At 69.8% G+C, this 23,425-nt stretch carries 23 protein-coding genes and 1 riboswitch; of the genes, 13 read left to right on the forward strand and 10 right to left on the reverse strand.

From position 1 onward, the window contains the following. Nucleotides 1–307: 307 nt before the first annotated feature. Complete coding sequence (locus ACFVYN_RS33710; protein WP_390005631.1) at nucleotides 308–754, reverse strand: ATP-binding protein; 447 nt, start codon at nucleotides 752–754, stop codon at nucleotides 308–310. Nucleotides 755–909: 155 nt separating this feature from the next. Here ACFVYN_RS33710 and ACFVYN_RS33715 point away from each other — a divergent pair, with 155 nt between their 5' ends. Continuing rightward, the gene (locus ACFVYN_RS33715; protein WP_390005633.1) at nucleotides 910–1,764 is read left to right on the forward strand and encodes a helix-turn-helix domain-containing protein; all 855 of its coding nucleotides are present in this window, start codon (nucleotides 910–912) and stop codon (nucleotides 1,762–1,764) included. After that, complete coding sequence (locus ACFVYN_RS33720) at nucleotides 1,761–1,964, forward strand: DUF397 domain-containing protein (protein WP_390005635.1); 204 nt, start codon at nucleotides 1,761–1,763, stop codon at nucleotides 1,962–1,964. The genes ACFVYN_RS33715 and ACFVYN_RS33720 overlap by 4 nt, the downstream gene beginning before the upstream one ends. Before the next feature lie 71 nt (nucleotides 1,965–2,035). On the opposite strand, the gene ACFVYN_RS33725 is transcribed toward ACFVYN_RS33720, so the two are convergent. Then, a complete protein-coding gene (locus ACFVYN_RS33725; RefSeq protein WP_352388835.1) occupies nucleotides 2,036–2,611 on the reverse strand; it encodes a TerD family protein in 576 nt (191 codons plus the stop codon). Nucleotides 2,612–2,789: 178 nt separating this feature from the next. On the opposite strand from ACFVYN_RS33725, the gene arfB reads away from it, so the two are divergent. Next, nucleotides 2,790–3,218 carry an alternative ribosome rescue aminoacyl-tRNA hydrolase ArfB gene (gene arfB / locus ACFVYN_RS33730; RefSeq protein WP_390005636.1) on the forward strand — a complete coding sequence of 143 codons (429 nt, stop codon included), beginning with the start codon at nucleotides 2,790–2,792 and terminating at the stop codon, nucleotides 3,216–3,218. Nucleotides 3,219–3,255: 37 nt separating this feature from the next. Here arfB and ACFVYN_RS33735 read toward each other — a convergent pair whose 3' ends face one another. Continuing rightward, nucleotides 3,256–3,726 (reverse strand): GNAT family N-acetyltransferase, encoded by a 471-nt coding sequence (locus ACFVYN_RS33735; protein ID WP_390005638.1) that lies wholly within the window; start codon nucleotides 3,724–3,726, stop codon nucleotides 3,256–3,258. 41 nt (nucleotides 3,727–3,767) lie between these two features. After that, the gene (locus ACFVYN_RS33740) at nucleotides 3,768–4,313 is read right to left on the reverse strand and encodes a flavin reductase family protein (RefSeq protein WP_390005690.1); all 546 of its coding nucleotides are present in this window, start codon (nucleotides 4,311–4,313) and stop codon (nucleotides 3,768–3,770) included. 425 nt (nucleotides 4,314–4,738) lie between these two features. Between ACFVYN_RS33740 and cdgB the strand changes: the two genes are divergently transcribed. Both cdgB and ACFVYN_RS33750 read left to right on the forward strand, forming a co-directional pair. Then, complete coding sequence (cdgB, locus tag ACFVYN_RS33745; protein WP_390005640.1) at nucleotides 4,739–6,397, forward strand: diguanylate cyclase CdgB; 1,659 nt, start codon at nucleotides 4,739–4,741, stop codon at nucleotides 6,395–6,397. Between the two features lie 120 nt (nucleotides 6,398–6,517). Then, nucleotides 6,518–7,471, forward strand: coding sequence for a carbohydrate-binding protein (locus ACFVYN_RS33750; RefSeq protein WP_390005642.1), 954 nt, complete (start codon nucleotides 6,518–6,520; stop codon nucleotides 7,469–7,471). Between the two features lie 3 nt (nucleotides 7,472–7,474). Here the strand turns inward: ACFVYN_RS33750 and ACFVYN_RS33755 are convergent, their stop codons facing one another. The 3 genes from ACFVYN_RS33755 to ACFVYN_RS33765 all read right to left on the reverse strand — a co-directional run bounded on the left by ACFVYN_RS33755 (nucleotide 7,475) and on the right by ACFVYN_RS33765 (nucleotide 10,672). Continuing rightward, the gene (locus ACFVYN_RS33755; RefSeq protein ID WP_390005644.1) at nucleotides 7,475–8,404 is read right to left on the reverse strand and encodes a 1-phosphofructokinase family hexose kinase; all 930 of its coding nucleotides are present in this window, start codon (nucleotides 8,402–8,404) and stop codon (nucleotides 7,475–7,477) included. 85 nt (nucleotides 8,405–8,489) lie between these two features. Then, on the reverse strand, nucleotides 8,490–9,728 hold the full coding sequence (nagA, locus tag ACFVYN_RS33760) for an N-acetylglucosamine-6-phosphate deacetylase (protein WP_390005645.1): 1,239 nt from the start codon (nucleotides 9,726–9,728) through the stop codon (nucleotides 8,490–8,492). Next, nucleotides 9,728–10,672, reverse strand: a complete 945-nt coding sequence (locus ACFVYN_RS33765) for an ROK family protein (protein WP_390005647.1) — start codon at nucleotides 10,670–10,672, stop codon at nucleotides 9,728–9,730. Before ACFVYN_RS33765 ends, nagA begins: the two co-directional genes overlap by 1 nt. Nucleotides 10,673–10,777: 105 nt before the next feature. On the opposite strand from ACFVYN_RS33765, the gene ACFVYN_RS33770 reads away from it, so the two are divergent. Both ACFVYN_RS33770 and ACFVYN_RS33775 read left to right on the forward strand, forming a co-directional pair. Then, entirely contained in the window at nucleotides 10,778–12,049 is a 1,272-nt protein-coding gene (locus ACFVYN_RS33770) for an ABC transporter substrate-binding protein (RefSeq protein WP_390005691.1), read from the forward strand. A gap of 38 nt (nucleotides 12,050–12,087) precedes the next feature. Beyond that, nucleotides 12,088–12,321 carry a DUF3263 domain-containing protein gene (locus tag ACFVYN_RS33775; protein ID WP_390005649.1) on the forward strand — a complete coding sequence of 78 codons (234 nt, stop codon included), beginning with the start codon at nucleotides 12,088–12,090 and terminating at the stop codon, nucleotides 12,319–12,321. Nucleotides 12,322–12,357: 36 nt separating this feature from the next. On the opposite strand, the gene otsB is transcribed toward ACFVYN_RS33775, so the two are convergent. The 3 genes from otsB to ACFVYN_RS33790 all read right to left on the reverse strand — a co-directional run bounded on the left by otsB (nucleotide 12,358) and on the right by ACFVYN_RS33790 (nucleotide 15,630). Then, nucleotides 12,358–13,179: a trehalose-phosphatase gene (gene otsB, locus ACFVYN_RS33780; protein WP_390005650.1), complete on the reverse strand. Its 822-nt coding sequence runs from the start codon at nucleotides 13,177–13,179 to the stop codon at nucleotides 12,358–12,360. 2 nt (nucleotides 13,180–13,181) lie between these two features. After that, a complete protein-coding gene (locus tag ACFVYN_RS33785) occupies nucleotides 13,182–14,579 on the reverse strand; it encodes a trehalose-6-phosphate synthase (protein ID WP_390005651.1) in 1,398 nt (465 codons plus the stop codon). A gap of 106 nt (nucleotides 14,580–14,685) precedes the next feature. After that, nucleotides 14,686–15,630 (reverse strand): glucosyl-3-phosphoglycerate synthase, encoded by a 945-nt coding sequence (locus ACFVYN_RS33790; protein ID WP_390005652.1) that lies wholly within the window; start codon nucleotides 15,628–15,630, stop codon nucleotides 14,686–14,688. A gap of 136 nt (nucleotides 15,631–15,766) precedes the next feature. Continuing rightward, a riboswitch (SAM riboswitch) is annotated at nucleotides 15,767–15,925 on the forward strand. A 17-nt stretch (nucleotides 15,926–15,942) separates the two neighbouring features. Here ACFVYN_RS33790 and thrC point away from each other — a divergent pair. From thrC to ACFVYN_RS33820, 6 genes are all read left to right on the forward strand, one after another. Next, nucleotides 15,943–17,223, forward strand: coding sequence for a threonine synthase (thrC, locus tag ACFVYN_RS33795; protein WP_390005653.1), 1,281 nt, complete (start codon nucleotides 15,943–15,945; stop codon nucleotides 17,221–17,223). Beyond that, nucleotides 17,220–17,495 carry a MoaD/ThiS family protein gene (locus tag ACFVYN_RS33800; RefSeq protein ID WP_020122860.1) on the forward strand — a complete coding sequence of 92 codons (276 nt, stop codon included), beginning with the start codon at nucleotides 17,220–17,222 and terminating at the stop codon, nucleotides 17,493–17,495. Before thrC ends, ACFVYN_RS33800 begins: the two co-directional genes overlap by 4 nt. Before the next feature lie 443 nt (nucleotides 17,496–17,938). Beyond that, nucleotides 17,939–18,145 (forward strand): cold-shock protein, encoded by a 207-nt coding sequence (locus ACFVYN_RS33805; RefSeq protein WP_007382895.1) that lies wholly within the window; start codon nucleotides 17,939–17,941, stop codon nucleotides 18,143–18,145. A gap of 524 nt (nucleotides 18,146–18,669) precedes the next feature. Next, nucleotides 18,670–20,292, forward strand: a complete 1,623-nt coding sequence (groL, locus tag ACFVYN_RS33810) for a chaperonin GroEL (RefSeq protein ID WP_007382894.1) — start codon at nucleotides 18,670–18,672, stop codon at nucleotides 20,290–20,292. 363 nt (nucleotides 20,293–20,655) lie between these two features. Further along, on the forward strand, nucleotides 20,656–21,789 hold the full coding sequence (locus ACFVYN_RS33815; protein WP_390005655.1) for an NADH:flavin oxidoreductase: 1,134 nt from the start codon (nucleotides 20,656–20,658) through the stop codon (nucleotides 21,787–21,789). A gap of 89 nt (nucleotides 21,790–21,878) precedes the next feature. Further along, a complete protein-coding gene (locus ACFVYN_RS33820) occupies nucleotides 21,879–23,402 on the forward strand; it encodes a carboxylesterase/lipase family protein (RefSeq protein ID WP_390005657.1) in 1,524 nt (507 codons plus the stop codon). The last annotated feature ends 23 nt before the right edge of the window (nucleotides 23,403–23,425 follow it).

Here is a 23,425-nt window from a genome sequence, read left to right on the forward strand (position 1 = left end):
CCTTCCGGGCGGAAACGTCCGGAATACTGAGACCTGACTACGGTCTCGGCAACGGGCGGGATATCCCGGTTGCGGTACGGCGGGGAGGACCTCTTCCTTGGTGGTCAGGCCCTCGCATTGGGATGCCATTCCCGGCGAGGGCCGTTGTATGTCCGCAGCAGGTCTGCGGTTGTGTCGCGCTGAGCGTAGAGCAAGCAACCGGGCCGAAATCCAGCTGAGTTGCTGATGTTCACTCGCGCGGGTGAGCTGCGCTTCGGGGCGGGAGGAAAGGTGGGGCTTGGGTGGGTTCCTTTCTCCCAGAGGTTCTTTATGGAAGGCCGCCCGCGTCACCGAAGCCCGGGTTTCCGGACGACGGTGATAGGTCGATTTCCGCCCACACCGTCTTGCGGGGGCGGGGTCCCGGTGCCACGCCCCAACGGTCGGCAAGCGCGTCCACGAGTACGAGACCTCGGCCCGACTCGGCGTCTGGCGCGGGGAGTTCGATGTGCGGGAGGCGGTCGCCTCTGGTGTCCGTGACCTCGATGCGCACGGTGTCGCCCACGACGTAGAGCGTCAGGCGGAAGTCGCGTCCCGGGACCCGGCCGTGTGTGGACGCGTTCACCGCCAGCTCCGCCACGATGTGCTCCGCCGGGTGCAACGGGAGTCCCCACTCGCGCAGTTGCTCGACCGCCAGTAGTCGAGCCAGGCGGGCTCCACGCGGGGTGGGGGACAGCAGGACGCTGAAGTTGCGGATGACGGCGGTTTCTTGATTCACGTCACTCAGCGTGGCCGCGAGTGCTTACCGTGAACAGTGACGACTCCGGTACGTACCGTGACTGTCCGGAGCTTGTCCGGTCGTGTCCGGGCTGTCGGGGGCGGTCGTACGGGTAGGGGCGTCGCGGGTACGGACGTACGGCGGAGGGGTGCGGGATGAGCGTGGACGGCGAGACGGTGGACCCGGGGTGGGAGGTCGATCCCGACGACGAGTGGGGTGTCGCGGTGATCGCCACGGTGGGCCGCCAACTGAAGTTGCGGCGCGAGGCGGTGGGGATGCGGGCCGCCGAGTTCGGGGAGGCGGTGGGGTACGGGGAGGACCTGGTCTACAAGGTCGAAGGTGGGAAGCGGATTCCTCGACAGGAGTATCTGGACAGGGCCGACGAGGTGTTGGGGGCGGGTGGGCTCATCGCCGCGACTTGGGAGGACGTCAAGAAGGTCCGGTATCCGAAGAAGGTTCGGGAGCTGGGCAAGCTGGAGGCCATGGCGGTTGAGATCGGCGTCTATGAGTGCAACATCATCGCCGGTCTGCTTCAGACGCCGGAGCATGCCCGTGCCGTGATCGGGGCAGCGCAGCCGCCTTACTCGTTGGACGACGTGGAACGAATGGTGGCCGCACGTCTGGCACGGCAGTCGGTGTTCGAACGCGACCCGGCTCCGTCGATCCACTTCGTCCTGGAAGAGGCACCGCTACGGCGTCGCGTTGGAGGCACAATGGGGTGGCGACGGCAGCTCGAACGCCTGCTGGAGGTGGGGCGGTTGAACAACGTCACACTTCAAGTGATGCCGACCGATACCGACCCCCATCCGGGTCTGGACGGCAGGATCGAGTTGTTGAAGTTCCCAGATGGAACGGCAGCGGCGCGCGCTGACGGCTTGTTCAACGGCCGTCCGACTTCGGAACCGAAACAACTGCGCGTTCTTGAGCTGCAATATGGCACCATCCGGGCGCAGGCTCTCCCGCCGAGGGAGTCGCTTACCTTCATTGAGCAACTGCTGGGAGAAACATGATCCGCAAGGCCCCCACCGGGGACGCCTCCGAACTGGCGTGGTTCAAGAGCAGCTACAGCGGCGGAACCAACGGCGAGTCCTGCGTCGAGATCGCCACTACTCCCGACACGATCCACGTCCGCGACTCCAAGAACGACACCACCGGCCCCCGCCTGGGCTTCACCCCGTCCACCTGGACCGCGTTCGTCTCGCAGGCCTAAGACAGAACGCCGGGAGCCCCCGGCCGACAAGACCGGGGGCTCCAGCACAGCTCAGCTCAGCTCGGCTGACGTCAGACGTTGACGCCGAAGTCCTGCGCGATGCCGACCAGGCCGGACGCGTAGCCCTGGCCCACCGCGCGGAACTTCCACTCCGCGCCGTTGCGGTACAGCTCGCCGAAGACCATCGCCGTCTCCGTGGCCGCGTCCTCGGAGAGGTCGTAGCGGGCGATCTCGGCGCCGCCGGCCTGGTTGACGATGCGGATGTAGGCGTTGCGGACCTGGCCGAAGTTCTGCGAGCGGTTCTCCGCGTCGTAGATCGAGACCGGGAAGACGATCTTGTCGACGTCGGCCGGGAGGCCGGCCAGGTTGACGTTGATCGCCTCGTCGTCGCCCGCGCCCTCGCCGGTGCGGTTGTCACCGGTGTGGACGATGGTCTGGTCCGGGGTCTGCTTGTTGTTGAAGAAGACGAAGTGGGCGTCGGAGTAGACCTTGCCCTCGGGGTTGACCGCGATCGCGGACGCGTCGAGGTCGAAGTCCGTGCCGGTGGTGGTGCGGACGTCCCAGCCGAGGCCCACGGTGACGGCGGTCAGGCCCGGAGCCTCCTTGGTGAGCGAGACGTTGCCACCCTTGGACAGGCTTACAGCCATTGTTGGGAGTCCCTTCCTTCGTTGAGTAACGGGCACGAAGCTACCGCTACCTCTATGAACGCCGCGAGCGGTGTCGAAGGTTCCCCGCTTCTTTACTTTCTTTACCCAAGCCCACCCGGGGGACGGACAGGCGATATTGGGGTGACGTGGACCGGACAGACCCGGGAACATGGACCCCATGTCCGGTCCCCACGTCATCCGCGGCTCCGTCTCCCTTCCCGAGGCCGAGCTCATGTGGCGTTTCTCGCGCTCCTCCGGCCCCGGCGGCCAGCACGTCAACACCAGTGACTCCCAGGTGGAGCTTCGGTTCGACCTGGCCCGCACGGAGTCCCTGCCCGACGTGTGGAAGCAGCGGGCGCTGGTCAAGCTGGCCGGGCGGCTCGTCGACGGGGTCGTCACCGTCCGCTCCTCCGAGCACCGCTCGCAGTGGCGCAACCGCGAGACCGCGGCGGTACGGCTGGCGGCGCTGCTCGCCGAGGCCACCGCGCCGCCGCCCAAGCCCCGCAGGGCGACACGCATCCCGCGCGGGATCAACGAACGCCGGTTGCGGGAGAAGAAGCAGCGCTCGGACACCAAGCGGGGGCGGACGGGCAAGGACTGGGGCTGACGGCTCGCGTTCACGTTCGTACACGACCGGATCAGCCTTACGCGAGGTCCAGGACTCCCACCGTCTCTCCCTCGCTCAACTCCCCGGTGCGGCGGAAACCGAGCTTCAGGTAGAACTCCGCCGGGCCCTCGGCGCCCTCGTGCCAGGTGACGTACAACTCCTTCGTGCCCCGGCGGCGCAGCTCCGCGGCGACGGACTCCACGGCGAAACGGCCGTAGCCCCTGCCCTGGGCGTCGGCCGCGATGTTCAGCCGCCACAGGCCGGAGCGGACGACCTTGCCGCCGTCGGCGTTCCAGTCGATGTCGAGGAAGGCCATCAGGAAGCCGACCGTGCGGTCGCCGTCGACGATCAGGCGGGGCCAGGCGACGCCCGCGGGATGGACGTAGGCCTCGGCGAGGGACTGCATGACAGGCGAGACCGCGAATTCCTGGTCGGGGCGGACGCGTATGCCGGTGGCTGTTTCGAAATTCCCGGGTGTGATCTCTTCGAGGCGTGGTGCGAATGTCATCCGGGGACCTTAAGGCGAGTCGCGGCGGGCCGCCACGCAATTCATCCCAACTGCCGGTACCTGCCGCGGAAATACGTCAGCGGCCCGCCCTCCGCGCTCGGCACGTCGGCGGTCAGGACGCGGCCGATCACCAGGGTGTGGTCGCCGGCCTCCACGCGCTGTTCGGTGCGGCACTCCAGGGTGGCGAGGGCGCCGCGCACCAGAAGGGCGCCGGTCGCAGAGCCGCGGACGTAGGGGATGTCCTCGAACAACAGGCGGTCGCTGATGCGGCCCTTCATGGCGAAGCGGCCGGCGATGTGCCGCTGGCTCTCGGACAGGACGGACACCGCCCACAGCGGCTGCTCGTCGAGCAGGTCGTCCATGCGGGAGCCGGTACGCAGGCTGACCAGCACCAGGGGCGGATCCAGGGAGACCGACAGGAACGCCGTGGCCGTCATGCCGACGTCCTCGCCCTTGGGGCCGTCCGTGCCGAGCGGCGCCTCGAACGCGGTCACCAGGACCACGCCCGCGGCCAGCCGGGACATGGCGGCGCGGAACTCCTCGTTGCTCACCCCCACAGCATGCCCGGAAGCGGGCGGAGGGATCATCGGCGCGGTGGCGGCGGGAGTGAAGGCACGAGCGGCGGCGGGAGTGTTCGACACACCCGGAACGCTAATGTCACGTCGGGGCGGCCCGCATCGGGCCTTCGTCCGAGGCCGGTCCGAGGCCGGTCCGAGGCCGGGCCGAGGCCGGACCTAGGTCTACCGGCGGAGACGTGACAGTTTTCACAAACCCCCGCAGTTTGCGTTCAGTAAACGCACAGGAAAAACGCAGAAACCCCACTCAATTGTTCATCTTCAGCTGTGACTTGGGTCACAAGGCGCGTTAATTGTTGACCCTGTGTACCGAGTGGGCAGCGCGCTGTGATTCAGTGGCGGGGAAGTACCGACGAAGGGCACCAACGAAACGGCAGTGAAGATACGCCGAAGAGAACCCTTGATTCGCTGCGAGGTCTCGGGGGGGAGGGCGAGCAATGGAGAGCGAGTCGGAGCCGTACGTCCGTCTTGCGTCCCTGCGACAGCTGCACGAGGTCATGGCCGACATGAACACGGCCCGCAGCCTGGCCGACACGCTGCAGACCGTCGCGAACGGCGTGGTCACCGCACTCGGCTACGAGCTGGCGTGCGTCAATCTCGTGCGCCCCGACGGTGACCTCGTGGTCGCCGCGTTCTCCGGGAACCAGGCCGCCGAGGCGCTGATCACCGGCCGGGTGGGCTCCCGCGAGTCCTGGGAGCGCCGGTTGAGCATGGGGGAGACCTGGGGCGACCTGGTCTTCATCCCGCACACCGAGGGCTGGGTCCTCGACGACGACGACGTCCCGCAGTGGTACACCGACGGGCCCGCGCCCCGCTTCGAGGACGAGTGGCACCCCTCCGACCGGCTGTTCGCTCCGATGTACACGCCGGGCGTGCAGGGCGGCCAGTGCGGAGAGCTGATCGGCGTGCTCTCCGTGGACCGCCCGCGCAACGGCCGCAGGCCCGGCGCATGGGGCCGCGAAGCGCTCCAGATGTACACGTTCCAGGCCGCCATCGCGATCAGCAACGCGCGTCTACGTGCGAACATGCAGCGGGCGCTGGTCAGGCTCGAGAGGGAGCAGCAGGCCCTCAGGGCCAGTGAAGAGAGCTTTCGGCAGGCCTTCGAGTACGCCCCCTCCGGCATGGCCATCGCCGAGATGGGCGGCGACCAGCACGGCCGGATCCTGCGCACCAACGACGCCCTGTGCCGTCTGCTCGGCCGCCCCGCGTCCGCGATGCGCCGCTACTCCTTCTCCGACCTCGTCCACCCCGAGGACATAGGCACCCTGCTGCGCACCTCGGCGGAGGGCGGCCGGGCCGAGCTGCGCCTGGCGCGCCGGGACGGCACGTACGTCTGGGTGTCCCTGCGCAACTCCGTCGTCGCCGACGCCGCCGACGGGCCGCGTTTCCTGCTCACCCACGTCGAGGACATCGAGGACCGCAAGCGCCGCGAGCTCCAGCTCGCCCACCGGGCCTCCCACGACTCCCTGACCGGACTGCCGAACTCCGCCGAGCTGCGCTCGCGGCTGTCCTCCCGGCTCTGTCAGCGCTCCACCCACACCGGCGCCGCCCTGGAGTCCGTGGACGCGGCCTTCGGCCATCCGGCCTTCGACGCCAACGGGCACGGCTTCGACTTCCGCCAGGGCGGCGCGACGGCGTTCGACGGCTTCGACCACCATGTGCACACCGTCGCCCCCGAGGGGGAGCGCGACGACGGCACCAAGGGACTCGCGGTGCTCTTCTGCGACCTCGACGGCTTCAAGTCGATCAACGACCGGTTCGGGCACAACGCGGGTGACGCGGTGCTCATCGAGGTCGCCCGGCGGCTGTCCCAGTGCGTCCGCGACGGCGACACCGTGGCGCGGCTCGGCGGAGACGAGTTCGTGATCCTCGCCGACGGGCTCGGCAAGGCCGACGCGGCGGACCTCGCGGTACGCCTGCGCAACGAGATCATCCAGCCCATCCGGGCCGAGGGGCGGGCCGTGCGGGTCGGTGCCAGCTTCGGCATCGGCTGGGCGCACTGCGGCATGACCGCGGACGAAGTGCTGAAGTCGGCTGACGAGCGGATGTACGTCGAGAAACGATCTCGTCCCAAACAGCACAGACGCGCGGGCTGAGCCCCAGGTCAGCGAGCTGGTGCGATCCGAGTCACCCGTTTGGGCCACCGGGAGCGGGTAGGCTCGCCATTCTGACTCCACGTCTCGCATCCGATCGCACCTGCTGAGGAGTACCAAGGGATGACGTCCGGCAACAACGGCGCGAGCACGCCCGAGGACGACGACCCGTTCGGCTACCTCTACGCCGACGGCCAGGCCAACGGGGCCCAGCCGCCGTCCGGAGGCGGCTACGGCTACGGCTACCCGAACTCAGCCAACCGGTCGCGCTCGGTCGGCCAGCGCCAGTACGGGCAGCAGCAGGCACCGACCGCGCCGACGGCGGCGTACGGCCAGGTTCCGCAGCAGCAGGGGCAGCCCAGCGCCCACTACGCGGCCCCCGAGACCTTCCCGGGCTCGGCGCCCACCTCCCAGCAGCCCATGCCGGGCTACGGCGCGGGCGGCGGACGCAGGGGCGGCGGCCCCAACACCAAGGGTCTGCTGATCGGCGCGATCGCGGTGGTCGCCGCGGTGGTGATCGGCATCGGCATCGCGATGGCGGGCGGCGACGACCAGAACGACAACAAGGGCAACCAGGCGGCAACGACGCCGACCACGTCACAGAGCTCGACGCCGAGCGCGTCGACCTCGGCGGAAGCGGAGGCCGAGCTTCCGAAGGCCGACGCGAAGACGATGCGGCTGGATGGCGGCACCGGCGTCGCGTCCGACGTGAAGGGCGCCAAGTCCGACGGCGGCGTCTACGTCCAGGGCTTCAACCAGGTCGGCGCCTCGATCACCTGGACGGTCAGCGGCATCCCCAAGAAGGGCAAGTACTCCGTGTACACGGGCTACAGCGTGCCCGGCAAGGACGCCACCGCCACCCTCACGGTCAACGGCACCGCCTCCACCACTCCCGTCGGCATGGACAACTACGCGCATGCCAAGGAAGGCGCCTACGAGAAGGGCTGGACGCAGACCTACAACTACGTCCAGCTCAACAAGGGCACCAACACGATCAAGATGTCCTGCGAGCAGGGCAACCAGTGCGACGCCCTGATCGACCGGATGTGGCTGGTCACCGGCTGGGTCAGCTCGTAGCAGTCAGGCCGCGCCGGCCTCCCCCGTGACCGTCACCCGGGACAGCAGGTCCGTGTAGGCGTCGGGGTCGTACTCGCCCGCCGCCGGGGCCAGTACCGTCGCCGCGGACAGGGCGACCGCTCGGGTCAGGCGGTCCGGCCAGGGGAGTTGTTCGACCAGGCCCGACAGGAGGGCCGCGACCGCCGAGTCGCCGGCGCCCGTCGGGTTGCCGTGTACCGGGGTCGGGAGAGCGGCTCGCCAGCGGCCCTCGGGCGTGGCCGCCAGGAGGCCCTCCTTGCCCAGGGAGGCGACGACGGCAAGGGCGCCCCGCCGCCGCGCGTCCTGTGTCGCGCGCAGCGGTTCGTGGGAGCCGGTCAGTTCGGACAGTTCGTCGGCGTTCGGCTTGAGGATGTCCGGGCGGGCGGCGACCCCGCGGCGCAGTGCCTCGCCTCCGGTGTCGAGGAGGACCGGGACCCCGGCCGCCTTCGCCGTGCGGATCAGGCCCGCGTACGCCCCCACCGGCACCCCCGGCGGCAGGCTCCCGCACAGGGCCACCGCCGAGACGGAGGGGACGAGATCCTCGTACGCCTCCTGGAAGGCCGACCATTCCGCGGGCGTCACCGTCGGACCCGGTTCGTTGAGCTGGGTGGTGTCGCCGGACCGTTCGTCCACGACGGCGATCGTGCGCCGGGTCGGGCCGGCGACCGGGACGAGCGCGTCCACCAGGTGCGGTACGGCGGTGAGTTGGTCCTGGACGATGCGGCCCGTGGCGCCGCCCGTGAAGCCGGTGACCGTCACCTCGTGGCCGAGCGCGGCCAGCACCCGGGCCACGTTCAGGCCCTTGCCACCGGGGCGTTCGACGACCTCGGTGACCCGGTGACTGGTGTGCGGCCGCAGTGACCGTACGCGATAGGTGATGTCGAGAGCGGTGTTCAGCGTGACCGTGAGGATCACCTGGCCGACCTCCCACGTGTCCCCCGACGACAGAATGTGCCCGTCCAGTCTCCCAGGACCGTCCCGGCCCCAACAGCGGGACAGATCATCCCAGTTGGGGATCGACCACCCATTCTCCGCGGCGCATGACGCCCTTGAGGTCGAATTGATGGTCGAGCAGGACCAGGTCGGCGTCCTTGCCGGGCTCCAGGGAGCCGATGCGGTCGGCCATCCCCAGCAGACGGGCCGGGTTGGCGGAGATCGCCGCGACCACGTCCTCCACGGGCAGCCGGTCGACGGTCACCGCCCGCTTGAAGGCGCGGTCCAGGGTGAGCGTCGAGCCCGCGATCGAACCGCCCTCCACCAGCCGGGCGACTCCCTCGCTGACCTCGACCTCCAGGGGGCCGAGCAGGTAACGGCCGTCGCCGAAGCCGGCCGCGTCCATGGCGTCCGTGATGAACGCGACGCGGGCTGACGCCGCGTGGTGGAACGCGAGGTGCAGCGCGGCCGGGTGCAGATGCGTGCCGTCGTTGATCAGCTCGACCGTGATCCGCTCGTCCTCCAGGAGGGCGGTGATCGGGCCCGGCGCCCGGTGCCCGATCTGCGGCATCGCGTTGAAGAGGTGCGTGGCGACCGTGGCGCCGGCCTCGATGGCCTCGACGGTCTGCTCATACGTCGCGTCGGTGTGGCCGACCGCCGCGATCACGCCGTGTTCGGTGAGCAGCCGTACGGAGTCGAGGCCGCCGGGGAGTTCGGTGGCGAGCGTGACCATCTTCGCCTGTCCGCGAGCCGCGTCGACCAGTTTGCGGACCTCCGCCGGGTCGGGGTGGCGCAGGAGGTTCTCCGCGTGCGCGCCCTTGCGGCACGGGGAGATGAACGGGCCCTCGAAGTGGATGCCCGCGATGTCGCCCTGCTCGGCGAGTTCGCTCAGCAGGCCGGCTCGCTGGGCGAGGAAGTCCATGTCGCCGGTGACGGTGGAGGCGACGAGGGTGGTGGTGCCGTGGTCCCGGTGCGTGCGGATGCCCTTGAGTACGTCTTCGACGGTGCCTGAGGTGAACGAGGCTCCGCCGCCGCCGTGGTTGTGGATGTCAACGAAGCCGGGGACGAGCCAGTGGTCGGATACGTCTATGACCTGGGCGTTCTCCGGGGCGGCGCCGGTGATGCGGGTGCCGTCGATGGCAACCTGGCCGTTCTTGACGGTTCCTGTGGGGAGGACGACCGTTGCACCGGACAGGACGAGGGGGACCTTGCCGGTTGCGGGGTGCCGGTTCGTCGTGGCTGGTCGCGCTCGCGCGGCGGTAGCCGCGAATTCGGCGCTGTCCCGCGCCCCTAGGGGGGTTGCCATCAGCGAGTTGCCTCCGAACTGTTCGTCTTGTCTAGGAGATCCCAGGCCAGGAGGCCGGCGCCGAGGCAGCCCGCTGTGTCACCCAGGGCCGCGGGGACGATCGTCGGGAGCTTTTGGAAGGTGACCCGGCTTCGGACCGCCTCCCTCAGCGGTGTGAACAAGGTTTCCCCCGCCTCCGCCAGGCCGCCACCGATGATCAGGGTGCGGGGGTCCAGGAGGGTGAGGGCGGTGACCAGGCCGTCGGCGAGGGCGTCCACGGCGTGCTGCCAGACCTCCCGAGCCCTGGTGTCCTCTGCCTCGACCGCCTTCGCGCAGTCGGCCGCGTCCGCCTCCGGGTTCCCGGTGACCGAGGCCCAGGCGTCGCTGACGGCCGCCGCGGAGGCGTACCGCTCCAGGCAGCCCCGCTGGCCGCAGGGGCAGGCGGTGCCGTCCGGGCGTACGACGACGTGGCCGATCTCGCCCGCGAAGCCGTGCGCGCCCGCCTCCACCCGGCCGGCGATGCCGATCGCGCCCGCGATGCCGGTGCCCAGGGCGACGAAGAGGAAGCGGTCGGTGCCCTGACCGGCTCCGATGCGGCCCTCGGCGAGGCCGCCGGTGCGGACGTCGTGGCCGAGGGCGACGGGGACGCCGCCGAGGCGGTCGGCGAGCAGTTCGCGCAGGGGGACGTCCCGCCAGCCCAGGTTGGCGGAGTAGGACGCGACACCGAGGTCCTCGTCGACGATGCCGGGGACGGCGACGCCGACCGCGGCTGCCGGGACGCCGAGGTGCTCGGTGCCGTAGGCGTGCAGCTCGGCGGCGAAGTCGAGGATGCCGTCGACGACCGCGTCCGGTCCGCGCTCGCGGCCGGTCGCCCGGCGGGCCCGGTGCAGGAGCTCGCCGCCCGCGCCGACCAAGGCGGCCTTCATCCCGGTGCCGCCCACGTCGAGGGCGATGACATGTCTCACGGGGACAGTGTGGCCCTTGGACCCGTGAGAGGTCTAGTCCACTTACGTGGTGTAGACCTTAGTTCTGGAATATGTATGACTTTACGAAAGTGTTCGAACGTGAGTATGGGGCGGTTGTCGGTGCGGCGGCGTAGGACGGGAACGATCGCGGCGGTGTCCGCACTGGGTATGACGGCGGTCCTCGGTGGCTGCGGGATGGGCGGCGGATCGGACGGGGTGACGCTGAAGCTGGTCGCCGCCGACTACGGAGACAGCTCGGCCAACAGCTCCCAGAAGTACTGGGACGGGCTCGTCAAGGAGTACGAGGCCAAGCACTCCGGCGTGAAGATCGACGTGAGCGTGTACTCCTGGACGGACGTCGACCGCAAGGTAAAGGAGCTGGTCGACGCCGGGAAGGCGCCCGACATGGCGCAGATCGGCGCGTACGCCGACTACGCGGACAAGGGGCTGCTCTACAAGGCCGACGACCTGCTCGGGATCCGGGAGCAGGCCGACTTCGTCGCCCAGCTCGGCTCCGCGGGACGGATCCACGGCATGCAGTACGGGATGCCGTTCGCCGCGTCGACCCGGCTGCTCTTCTACAACAAGACCCTCTTCGCCGACGCCGGGCTCACCCCGCCGAAGACCTGGAAGCAGCTGGCCGCCGACGCCGAGGCGCTCAGAGCGGAGGGCGTGAAGTACCCGTACGCGCTGCCGCTGGGCCCCGAGGAGGCGCAGGCCGAGACCATGCAGTGGCTGCTGAGCGGGGGCGGCGGGTACATCGACGACGTCGGGACGTACGGCATCGACTCCGACGAGAACGTCGCGACGCTGACCTGGCTCAAGGACGACCTCGTCGGCAAGGGGCTGACCGGTCCGGTCGCACCCGAGAACCTGAACCGGGCCGCCGCGTTCTCGGCGTTCGCCGCCGGGGACGTCGGGATGCTCAACGGGCACCCCTCGCTGATGAAGACCGCCGCCGAGAAGGGGGTGAAGTTCGGGATGGTGCCCATGCCCGGCGCCGACGGGCCTACCAGGAACTCCATGGGCGTCGCCGACTGGATGATGGCCTTCAAGCAGAACGGGCACGCCGAGCAGGTGGGCGACTTCCTCGACTTCGTCTACAGCGAGAAGAACGTCCTCGCGTTCTCACGGGAGTACGACCTGCTGCCGGTGACCAACTCCGCCTCCGAGGTCATGAGCAGGGCCTCCCGGGACAGCGACCTCAAGCCCTTCCTCGACGCGCTGCCCGCCGCGGAGCTGCCTCCGGTGGGCAAGACGTCCTGGGCCTCGGTCAGCGCGGCCGTGAAGGAGCGGATCGGCTCCGCGGTGAGCCCCGACGGGGACCCCGTGGAGGTGCTGCGCGCGTTGCAGCTGACCGCGCGGAACGCGGACTAGCCGAGTCGCTGTCAGTGCCGGGCGTTACCGTCGGGGGCATGGAACATGCGGAACTCGACCGCCGGGAGCGGGACGTCCTCGCGCTGGAGCGGCGCTCCTTCGCGGGGCCCGGCGCCAAGGAGCGGGCGATACGCGAGGAACTCGGCCTGGCGCCGGTCCGCTACTACCAGCTGCTCAACGCCCTGCTGGACGACGAACGCGCGCTGGTGTTCGACCCGGTGACGGTGAACCGGCTGCGGAGGGTGCGGGAGGCCCGGCGGGCGGAGCGCTGAGAACCGGGTGAGCGCCGGGTGACGGTCGGCTGCGCGTCAGGCGAGTCGTTCCGCCAGGCTTCGCAGCAGGCCCACCACACCGGCCGGGCCGTCCACCACCAGGTCCGCCCGCTTGCGCAGTTCCGTCACCTCGTCGCTGCCGCTGCACACCAGGAGGCCGGGGGTGCCGGCGCCGCGGAGGTCGTCGACCGCGGCGAACGCGGGCAGGTCGCCCAGGTCGTCACCGCCGTAGAGGACGGAGCCGGCGGACAGCTCGCGGACGTGGGTCAGCAGGGCGACGCCCTTGTCCATGCCCGGGGGGCGCAGTTCCAGGACCAGTCGGCCCGGCTCGACGATCAGGCCGTGGTGGGTGGCCAGGTCGCCGAGAGGGGTGCGGAGGGCGTCGAAGGCGGCCTGCGGGTCGGGGGCGCGGCGGGTGTGCACGGCCACCGCCCGGCCGCCCTTCTCCTCGACCCAGGCGCCGGTCCCGTCGAGGAGCGATGGCAGCTCGGCACGGACCGCGGCCACACCGGGGTGCGGCTCGGGCGCCGTGACCTCGCCGGTCGCCGCGTCCCAGCGTTCCGCGCCGTAGTGGCCCAGGACGGTCAGGTGCTCCAGACCGGGCACGCCCGCGAAACCGCCGTAGCGGACCGCGATCTCGGCCGGGCGGCCGGTGATCACCGCGACGGAGGCCACCTTCGGCGCGAGGGCGGCGAGGACGGACACCGCCTCCGGGTGCGCCCGTGCCTGCTCCGGATCCGCCACGATCGGCGCCAGCGTCCCGTCGAAGTCGAGCCCGATCACCGCCCGCCGCGGCTCCGCGAGAAGCGCCCGCAGGCCGTCCTGACCGGCGGGCGTGGTGGGCGTAGGAAGGTTCATGCTCACCCGTTCAGTGCCTTCAGCGCGTTCAGCTGGTCCAGGAACCACTGTGCCGGCGGGAGTGCCGTCGCCGCCGCGGTGAGCCTCTTGGCGCGTTCGGCGCGTTCGTGGGCCGGCATCGTCAGGGCCTCGTGCAGAGCTGCCGCCGTCTGCTCGATGTCGTACGGGTTCACCACGATCGCGTCGTCACCCAGCTCCTCGTACGCCCCGGCCTCCCGCGACAGCACCAGCGCGCACCCCTCGTCGGAGACCACCGGCACCTCCTTCGCGACCAGGTTCATGCCGTCCCGGATGGGGTTGACCAGCGCCACGTCGGCCAGCCGGTACGCGGCGAGGGAGCGCGCGAAGTCGTCCTTCAGATTCAGCAGGACCGGCGTCCAGCCCGGCGTCCCGTACTGAGAGTTGATCTCCTCGGCCACCCGCTGCACCTCGGCCGTGTAGTCCCGGTACACCGCCAGGTCCTGCCGCGAGGGATACGCGAACGCCACGTGCACGACCCGCTCCCGCCACTCCGGCCGCGACTCCAGCAGCCGCCGGTAGGCGCGCAGCCCGCGCACGATGTTCTTCGACAGTTCGGTGCGGTCGACCCGGACGATCGTCTTGCGGCCCGCGCCGATCTCCTCGCGCAGGGCGACGATGCGCTCCTCGACGTCGGCCTCGTGGGAACGGGCGCGCAGGAAGTCCGCGTCCGCGCCCAGCCCGTGCACCCCGATCCTGGTCTCACCGAGCCCGTCCGCGAACTCCGTACAACAGGCCGTGAACGCGTCCGCCCAGCGCTGGGTGAGGAAGCCGAGCCGGTCGGCGCCCAGCATGCCCCGCAGCAGCCGGCCCGCGATGTCGTCGGGCAGCATCCGGAAGTAGTCCACCGGCGCCCACGGCGTGTGCGAGAAGTGGGCGATGCGCAGGTCGGGACGGAGTTCACGGAGCATCCCCGGCACCAGGCACAGGTGGTAGTCCTGGACCAGGACCGCCGCCCCCTCGGCCGCCTCCTGGGCGAGCGCCTCGGCGAAGGCGCGGTTGTACGTCTCGTACGACGCCCACTGGCGCCGGAACTCCGCGTCGAAGGACGGCTCCAGCGGGGTCTGGTACAGCAGGTGGTGGACGAACCACAACACCGAGTTGGCGATGCCGTTGTACGCGTCGGCGTGCACGTCGGCCGGGATGTCGAGCATGCGGACCCCCGGCTCGCCGACCCCGCGCCGGACCGCCTCGCGGTCGCCGTCGCCGAGCGCCGAGCACACCCACAGGGAGTCCGCGTCGGAGCCGATCGCAGACAGGCCCGAGACCAGCCCGCCGCCACCGCGTTTGGCATGCAGCGAGCCGTCCTCGCGCGTTTCGTACGAGACCGGGCCGCGGTTGGACGCGACCAGCACCTGAGCAGCACTGTTGGTTGACGCCATACGCCTCAACCTAGCCCGGCCCCCAAACGCTCAAACGTACGGATGCGCACTTGCGCGCGGTGACGCGACCTTCCGGCGCGCGGTGACGCGACCTTCCTCCGCGCGCTTACGCGACCTTCCGCTCCGCGTACTCCGCGATCTCCACCATCGGCGGCCGCTCCTCGGTGTCCACGGAGTACGTCCGCGGCTCGAAGCCGTCCCGGCCCCGCTCGAACTGGGTCAGGGCGGGCCGGATCATATGGCCGCGGGCCAGCCTCAGCTGGGCGGTGCGGTAGATCGCGGCGGACATCCGGCCCAGGGCCTGGCCGTCCTGGTGGCGGTGCTTGCGCACACCGACGTCGACCTGGGCGAGGGCGTCGAGGCCGACCAGGTGCAGGGCGTCGACCAGCATGCCCAGCTCGATGCCGTAGCCGACCGGGAACGGCAGCTGCTCCAGCAGCGAGCGCCGGGCCGCGTACTCGCCGCCCAGCGGCTGCACGAAACCGGCCAGCTGCGGCCAGTGCATGTTCAGCAGCGGGCGCGCCATCAGCTCGGTGACCCGGCCGCCCTGTCCGGCGGCGCCGCCCAGGGGACGGTCGTACATGCCCTTGACCAGGTCGACCCCGGGGTCGGTGAGCAGCGGGCCGACGATGCCGGAGACGAACTCCGAGGAGAACTCCTTCAGGTCGGCGTCGATGAAGCAGACGATGTCCCCGCTGGTGACCAGCAGGGAGCGCCACAGGACCTCGCCCTTGCCGGGCACGGCGGGTATGCGCGGGAGGATGTCGTCGCGGTGGACGACCCGCGCCCCGGCCGCGGCGGCGACCTCGGACGTGCGGTCGGTCGATCCCGAGTCGACGACGACGATCTCGTCGACGAGCGGGACCTGTTGCATGAGGTCATGACGGATCACGGCGACGATGTCACCGACCGTCTCCTCCTCGTTGAGCGCGGGCAGGACGACACTGACGGTCTGCCCCGAGCTCCGCTTCGCGGCCATGATCCGGTGGAGCGGGCGATCAGTCGCGGACCAGGACCTGGTGGCCAGCCAGCGCTCGACTTCGTTCAGCACAGTGCGCGGCTCCTTAGCGTGTGATCCATCTCGCGGTTCGGACGTCTCTCTCAACTGTCCTGGTCGTCGGTTACAGTCTTGAACAACGCGGATGACCATCGCATGTCCGAGGTGGCCGCCGTTAACAACTTCATACCGCTCATCCAGAGGGGCAGAGGGATACGGCCCGATGAAGCCCCGGCAACCCTCCAGTCGGTTCTCGTAGCGATCGCTGACGATCGTCTCCGCGAGGCTCCCGGCTCGGGAAGGTGCCAAATCCGTCTCACGGCGAAGTGCGTCGTGAGGAAGATGAGGAGAAAGGGCCTCGCCTCCATGGCTGCGCAGACTGTTGCAAGCACCACGAACTCCGTCGACCTGGGTCCCGCCGCGGCGCTGAGCTGCCGCGAATGCGGCCACCGCGTCCCGCTCGGCCCGGTCTTCGCCTGCGAGGAGTGTTTCGGCCCGCTTGAGATCGCGTACGACTTCTCGGCCTACGAAACCGAGGAACTCCGCAAGCGCATCGAGGCGGGACCTTCGAACATCTGGCGCTACGCCCCGCTGCTGCCCGTCCCCGCGGACGTGGCGGACAAGCCCAACATCAACCCCGGCTGGACCAAGCTCGTCAAGGCCGACAACCTCGCCCGCGAGCTCGGCGTCACCGGCGGCCTGTACATCAAGGACGACTCCGGCAACCCGACGCACTCCTTCAAGGACCGCGTCGTCGCGCAGGCCATCGAGGCAGCCCGCGCCTTCGGCTTCACCACCCTCTCCTGCTCCTCCACCGGCAACCTCGCCGGCGCCGTGGGTGCCGCCGCGGCCCGGGCCGGCTTCCGCTCCTGCGTGTTCATCCCGCACGACCTGGAGCAGGGCAAGATCGTCATGGCCGCGATCTACGGCGGCGAGCTCGTCGGCATCGAGGGCAACTACGACGACGTGAACCGCTTCTGCTCCGAGCTGATCGGCGACCCGGCCGGCGAGGGCTGGGGCTTCGTCAACGTCAACCTGCGGCCGTACTACGCGGAGGGGTCCAAGACCCTGGCGTACGAGATCTGCGAGCAGCTGGGCTGGAAGCTCCCCGACCAGCTGGTCGTGCCGATCGCCTCCGGCTCGCAGCTCACGAAGATCGACAAGGGTCTGCAGGAGCTGATCAAGCTCGGGCTCGTCGAGGACAGGCCGTACAAGATCTTCGGCGCGCAGGCCGAGGGGTGCTCGCCGGTGTCGGTGGCGTACAAGGCCGGGCACGACGTGGTCCGCCCCCAGAAGCCGGACACCATCGCCAAGTCGCTGGCCATCGGGAACCCCGCGGACGGCCCGTACGTGCTGGACATCGCGCGTCGTACCGGCGGTGCGGTGGAGGACGTGAACGACGAGCAGATCGTCGACGCGATCAAGCTGCTGGCGCGGACCGAGGGGATCTTCGCGGAGACCGCCGGTGGCGTGACGGTGGGTGTGACCCGCAAGCTGATCGAGAACGGCGTCCTCGACCCGACGAAGACCACGGTGGTGCTGAACACCGGCGACGGTCTCAAGACCCTGGACGCGGTGGCCGGTACCGGGCTCACCGCCACGATCCGTCCGAATCTGGACTCTTTCCGAGAGGCTGGCCTCGCATGAGCGTCAACGTCCGCATCCCCACCATCCTGCGCACCTACACCGGCGGCCAGGCCGAGGTGCAGGCCGAGGGTGGGACCCTCGCCGAGGTCATCGCCGATCTGGAGAAGAACCACACCGGTATCGCGGCGCGTGTTCTCGACGACCAGGGCAAGCTGCGGCGGTTCGTGAATGTGTACGTGAACGACGACGATGTGCGGTTCGAGCAGGGGCTGGAGACGGCGACGCCCGACGGGGCCGGAGTCTCCATCATCCCGGCGGTCGCCGGCGGGTGACCGTATGACTGGTCATTACCTTCGGTAACAGAAATTACCGAGAGTTCATCCGATTGCCCTCTCCGCCAGAGAAGCGGAGGGGGCAATTCTCTATGGTTGAGCACGGTACAGTTGGGGAAGCTGCTGCTTCCTTCATGCCGGGCGCATATGAGTTCTGACTTCGGATGCGACGAGAAGTAGCCAAAGTGTGTGGGTTCTTTGCCACTTATGCTCCTTTTGTGGGGCCCGACTTGCCCCGGATTCGGGCGAATTCTTACTACATTCCGGACCCCTTCCGTCCAGAATTCTCGTCCGATTGACCTGTTGCAGACGGCAGTTGGACAGATACATTCAGCCGCGGTCGACGCGTTCCGGCGCACGCCCCCAACCATGTGGGGGGTGAGGTCTGACCCGGATCCATGAAGTGTGGATCCGTGCAAGGGCCAGTAATAGGGGAGTTAGGCATGGCTCAGGGCACCGTCAAGTGGTTCAACGCGGAGAAGGGGTACGGCTTCATCGCGGTCGACGGTGGTGCGGATGTATTCGTCCACTACAGCGCGATTCAGATGGACGGCTACCGCACCCTTGAAGAGGGCCAGCGGGTCGAGTTCGAGATCTCGCAAGGTCAGAAGGGGCCGCAGGCGGACATGGTCCGTCTCGCGACTGGCTGAAGCACGCGCCGGGTAACAACAGCGTCGTTCTTCGTTCTTCTTCGGAGGGCTCGTACCCCATGGGGAGTCATGGGTACGGGCCCTTCGGCATGTGTGCGGTTGGCGGGTGCGGGTGCGGGTTCGGTGGGGGCGGGCGTTTTGCGCAGTTCCCCGCGCCCCTGGATGCCTGCGGCGGCACGCTGGGCCCCGGTGGGTCGTCCGGGGGTGTCAACGGGAGCGACTCCGGGCGTCGTTGCTTCGCTGCGGGGCCTGTGGGGGTGCGGTCGGGGTGGGGCTCGTGGGGTGGGAAGAGGCCCGGCGGCAGGGCCGGGAGGGGGCCCGAAACGCGAGAGGCGCTTGCACTCGACCATGCCGAGTGCTAATCATTGGCGTTAGCACTCTGAAGGTGAGAGTGACAAAGATGGACCGGGTCGGTGAGGCCCGCAGGCCTTGTGGGGCAAGGATCCACAGGCCGGCGAGCCGTCCGTCGCGGGCGCGGGCGCGGTCCGAAGGAATCACCCCCAGTCCTGGAGGGACCACTTCACATGGCCAAGATCATCGCGTTCGACGAGGAGGCGCGGCGCGGCCTCGAGCGCGGCATGAACCAGCTCGCGGACGCCGTCAAGGTGACGCTCGGCCCCAAGGGCCGCAACGTCGTCCTCGAGAAGAAGTGGGGCGCCCCCACGATCACCAACGATGGTGTCTCCATCGCCAAGGAGATCGAGCTCGAGGACCCGTACGAGAAGATCGGCGCCGAGCTGGTCAAGGAAGTCGCCAAGAAGACGGACGACGTCGCCGGTGACGGTACGACCACCGCGACCGTGCTCGCCCAGGCCCTGGTCAAGGAAGGCCTGCGCAACGTAGCCGCCGGCGCCAACCCCATGGCCCTCAAGCGCGGTATCGAGAAGGCCGTCGAGGCCGTCTCCGCCGCCCTGCTCGAGCAGGCCAAGGATGTCGAGACCAAGGAGCAGATCGCCTCCACGGCCTCCATCTCCGCCGCCGACACCCAGATCGGCGAGCTCATCGCCGAGGCGATGGACAAGGTCGGCAAGGAAGGCGTCATCACCGTCGAGGAGTCCCAGACCTTCGGTCTGGAGCTGGAGCTCACCGAGGGTATGCGCTTCGACAAGGGCTACATCTCGGCGTACTTCGCCACCGACATGGAGCGGATGGAGGCGTCGCTCGACGACCCCTACATCCTCATCGCCAACTCCAAGATCGGCTCCGTCAAGGACCTGCTCCCGCTCCTGGAGAAGGTCATGCAGTCGGGCAAGCCGCTGCTGATCATCGCCGAGGACGTCGAGGGCGAGGCCCTGTCGACCCTGGTCGTCAACAAGATCCGCGGCACCTTCAAGTCGGTCGCCGTCAAGGCCCCGGGCTTCGGTGACCGCCGCAAGGCCATGCTCGGCGACATCGCCATCCTCACGGGCGGCGAGGTCATCTCCGAGGAGGTCGGCCTCAAGCTGGAGAACGCGACCCTGGACCTCCTGGGCCGCGCCCGCAAGGTCGTCATCACCAAGGACGAGACCACCATCGTCGACGGTGCCGGTTCGTCCGACCAGGTCAACGGTCGCGTCAACCAGATCCGCGCCGAGATCGAGAACAGCGACTCGGACTACGACCGCGAGAAGCTCCAGGAGCGCCTGGCGAAGCTCGCCGGTGGCGTCGCCGTCATCAAGGCCGGTGCCGCGACCGAGGTCGAGCTCAAGGAGCGCAAGCACCGCATCGAGGACGCCGTTCGCAACGCGAAGGCGGCCGTCGAGGAGGGCATCGTCGCCGGTGGTGGCGTGGCCCTCATCCAGGCCTCCTCGGTCTTCGAGAAGCTGGACCTGGAGGGTGACGAGCTGACCGGCGCCAACGCCGTGAAGCTGGCCCTGGAGGCCCCGCTCAAGCAGATCGCCGTCAACGGTGGTCTCGAGGGTGGCGTCATCGTCGAGAAGGTGCGCAACCTGCCCGTCGGCCACGGCCTGAACGCCGCGACCGGTGAGTACGTCGACATGATCGCCGAAGGCATCATCGACCCGGCGAAGGTGACCCGCTCTGCCCTGCAGAACGCCGCCTCCATCGCCGCGCTGTTCCTCACCACCGAGGCCGTCATCGCCGACAAGCCGGAGAAGGCCGCCGCGCCCGCCGGTGGCGGTATGCCCGGCGGTGACATGGACTTCTGATCCACCCCGGGCCACCAGGCCCGACGGTAGGTCAACGTCCTTGGCGGGGGCGGCACTTCCTGGGAACAGGAGGTGGCCGCCCCCGGTCATTTCTTGCGCTATGCTTGATCACGAGCCGCCCGACGTGAACTCCCGTCGGCCGACTACGCGTTGGTGGTCCAAGGAAAGACGCCCCGCTTCCTGCGGGGAGATGCAGGTGCAAGGCCTGCCCGGCGCTCCACAAGAAGCCCGCCCCACACTCGTGGGGCGGGCTTCTTCGCTGCGTGGCCCGAGTCACAGCGCGACGGGAAATCCTGGGGCGGACGAGGAGGTTGACTCCTGGGTAATCGTCCATGCGTATGCACATACCGAGGAGTACCCCACGTGACCGCTCCCGCCACGCCTCCGGCCGCCTCCCGGGCCGCCGAGATCCTCTCCCGTCCGGTCCACATCAACGGCCTGACCGTCCCGAACCGCATCGCGATGGCGCCCATGACCCGGATGTTCTCGCCGGGCGGTGTCCCCGGTGCGGACGTGGCGTCGTACTACTCCCGCCGCGCGGCCGCCGGTGTCGGTCTGATCGTCACCGAGGGCACCTACGTCGGTCACGAGTCGGCCGGGAACAGCGGCAGCGTCCCGCGGTTCCACGGGGAGGAGCAGCTGGCGGGCTGGGCGAAGGTCGCCGAGCAGGTGCACGCGGCGGGCGGCACCATCGTCCCGCAGCTGTGGCACATCGGCATGGTGCGTGAGCAGGGCAAGGAGCCCTACCCGGACGCCCCCGCGGTCGGCCCCTCCGGCATCCGCCCCGGCGCCGACGAGCCCACCGGCAAGGCCATGACCCAGCGCGACCTGGACGATGTCATCGGTGCGTTCGCCGAGGCCGCGGCCGCCGCCGAGCGCATCGGCTTCGACGGCGTGGAACTGCACGGCGCCCACGGCTACCTCATCGACCAGTTCCTGTGGGCGGGCACCAACCGCCGCACCGACGCCTACGGCGGTGACCCCGTCGCCCGTACGAAGTTCGCGGCGGAGATCGTCGCGGCCGTACGTGAGACGGTGTCGCCCGAGTTCCCGGTGATCTTCCGGTACTCGCAGTGGAAGCAGGAGGCCTACAAGGCGCGGCTCGCCGAGACCCCGGAGGAGCTGGAGGCGATCCTCGCCCCGCTCGCCGCGGCCGGTGTCGACGCCTTCCACGCCTCCACCCGCCGCTACTGGCTCCCCGAGTTCGACGGCTCCGACCTCAACCTCGCCGGCTGGACCAAGAAGCTCACCGGCAGGACCACCATCACCGTCGGCTCGGTCGGCCTCGACGGCGACTTCCTCCGCGGCTTCGCGGGCGAGGGCTCCCCGGTCAAGGGCATCGACGACCTGCTCGACGCCCTGGAGCGCGAGGAGTACGACATGGTCGCCGTCGGCCGGGCACTGCTCCAGGACCCCGAGTGGGCGACGAAGGTACTGGCCGGCCGCTTCGACGAACTCCAGCCCTACGATGCAGCCGCGCTGAAGTCTTTGAGCTGACGGGACAACGCTCCCCGGCTTGGTTGACTCACGCAAGGGGCCTGGGCTGAAGTGAGGCGAAACAGCCCAGACCCGTGAGGAGTTCGACGATGACGTCAGCCGAGGATCTCCAGGTACGCACCACGGCCGGTGCCGTGCGCGGGCGCGCCGAGGACGGACTGGTGGTCTTCCGGGGCATCCCCTTCGCCGAACCCCCGGTCGGAGAGGCCCGGTTCCAGGCGCCGCGGCCCGTGCGGGGCTGGGAGGGGACCCGGGAGGCGTACGCCTTCGGGCCCCCTCCTCCGCAGGAGTCGGCCTTCCAGGCGCGCGCGGGTGCGCTGGACGCACCCACTGGGGACGACTGGCTCACGGTCAACGTCTGGACGCCCGCCACCGACCCGGCGGCCCGCCGCCCGGTGATGGTGTGGATCTACGGCGGCGCCTACAAACTGGGCCACTCCGGCAGCCCCGGCTACGACGCCCAGCACCTCGCGCGCGCCGGCGACCTGGTCGTCGTGACTCTCAACTACCGCCTCGGCATCGAGGGCTTCGCCCTGCTGGAGGGGGCGCCCGCGAACCGGGGACTGCTGGACCAGGTCGCGGCGCTGGAGTGGGTGCGGGACAACATCACGGCGTTCGGCGGGGACCCCGGGCAGGTCACGGTGTTCGGGGAGTCGGCCGGGGCCGGGTCGGTGGCCTCGCTGCTGGCGATGCCGAGCGCGCGGGGGCTGTTCGGGCGGGCCGTCGCACAGAGCGTGCCCGGCACGTACTTCTCCGCCGAACTCGCCCGGGACATAGCCGTGGAGATCGGCAAGGAGGCGGGTCTGGCGCCGACGGCCGCCGCGCTGTCCGCCGTGGATCCGCGGGAACTGCCCGCGGCGGGGGAGCGGTTGAGCGCGCGGATGCGCGAGTACGACGACCGGTGGGGGCAGGTGGCCCCCACCGCGACGCCATTCGCACCGGTCGTCGACGGCGACGTACTGTCCACGACCCCCTGGGAGGCGCTGGCGGCGGGCGCGGCGCGGGACGTGGAACTGCTCGTGGGGCACAACCGCGACGAGTACCGGCTCTTCCTCGCCCTCGGTGAACAGCTCGGCAGGATCACCGAGGAGCAGGCGGCCGCGGCGCTGCGGATGTTCGCGCCGGGCCCGGACGGCGAGCGCTCCTACCGTGAGGCCTTCCCGGACGCCACTCCGACCGGACTCTACGAACGCGTGCAGACGGACTGGCTGTTCAACATGCCCTCCCTGAGGCTGGCCGAGGCGCAGACCGCAGGCGGCGGGCGGGCCCACCTCTACGAACTGACCTGGGCCGCACCGGCGTTCGGCGGCGCGCTCGGTGCCTGCCACGGCCTGGACATCCCGCTGCTGTTCGGCACGTACGACGCGGACCTCGGGAATCTGCTGTTCGCGGGGACCGGGGTGCCGGACGAGGCGAGGGCACTGACCGCGCGCTTCCAGGCGGCGTGGACGGGCTTCGCGCGGACCGGGGACCCGGGATGGCCGGCGTACGACGGCGAGGGGCGCGCCACTCAGGTCCTGGACGCCACGCCGGAGGTGCGGCCGTACCCGGAGGAGGTCTCACGGCGGCTGTGGGAGGGATACGACTTCGCGGCGCTCCCCCTGCTGAAGTAGGTCCCCCGGGCTCTCGGACGTTC

The organism is Streptomyces sp. NPDC058307, from assembly GCF_042880295.1.
Taxonomy (GTDB): domain Bacteria; phylum Actinomycetota; class Actinomycetes; order Streptomycetales; family Streptomycetaceae; genus Streptomyces.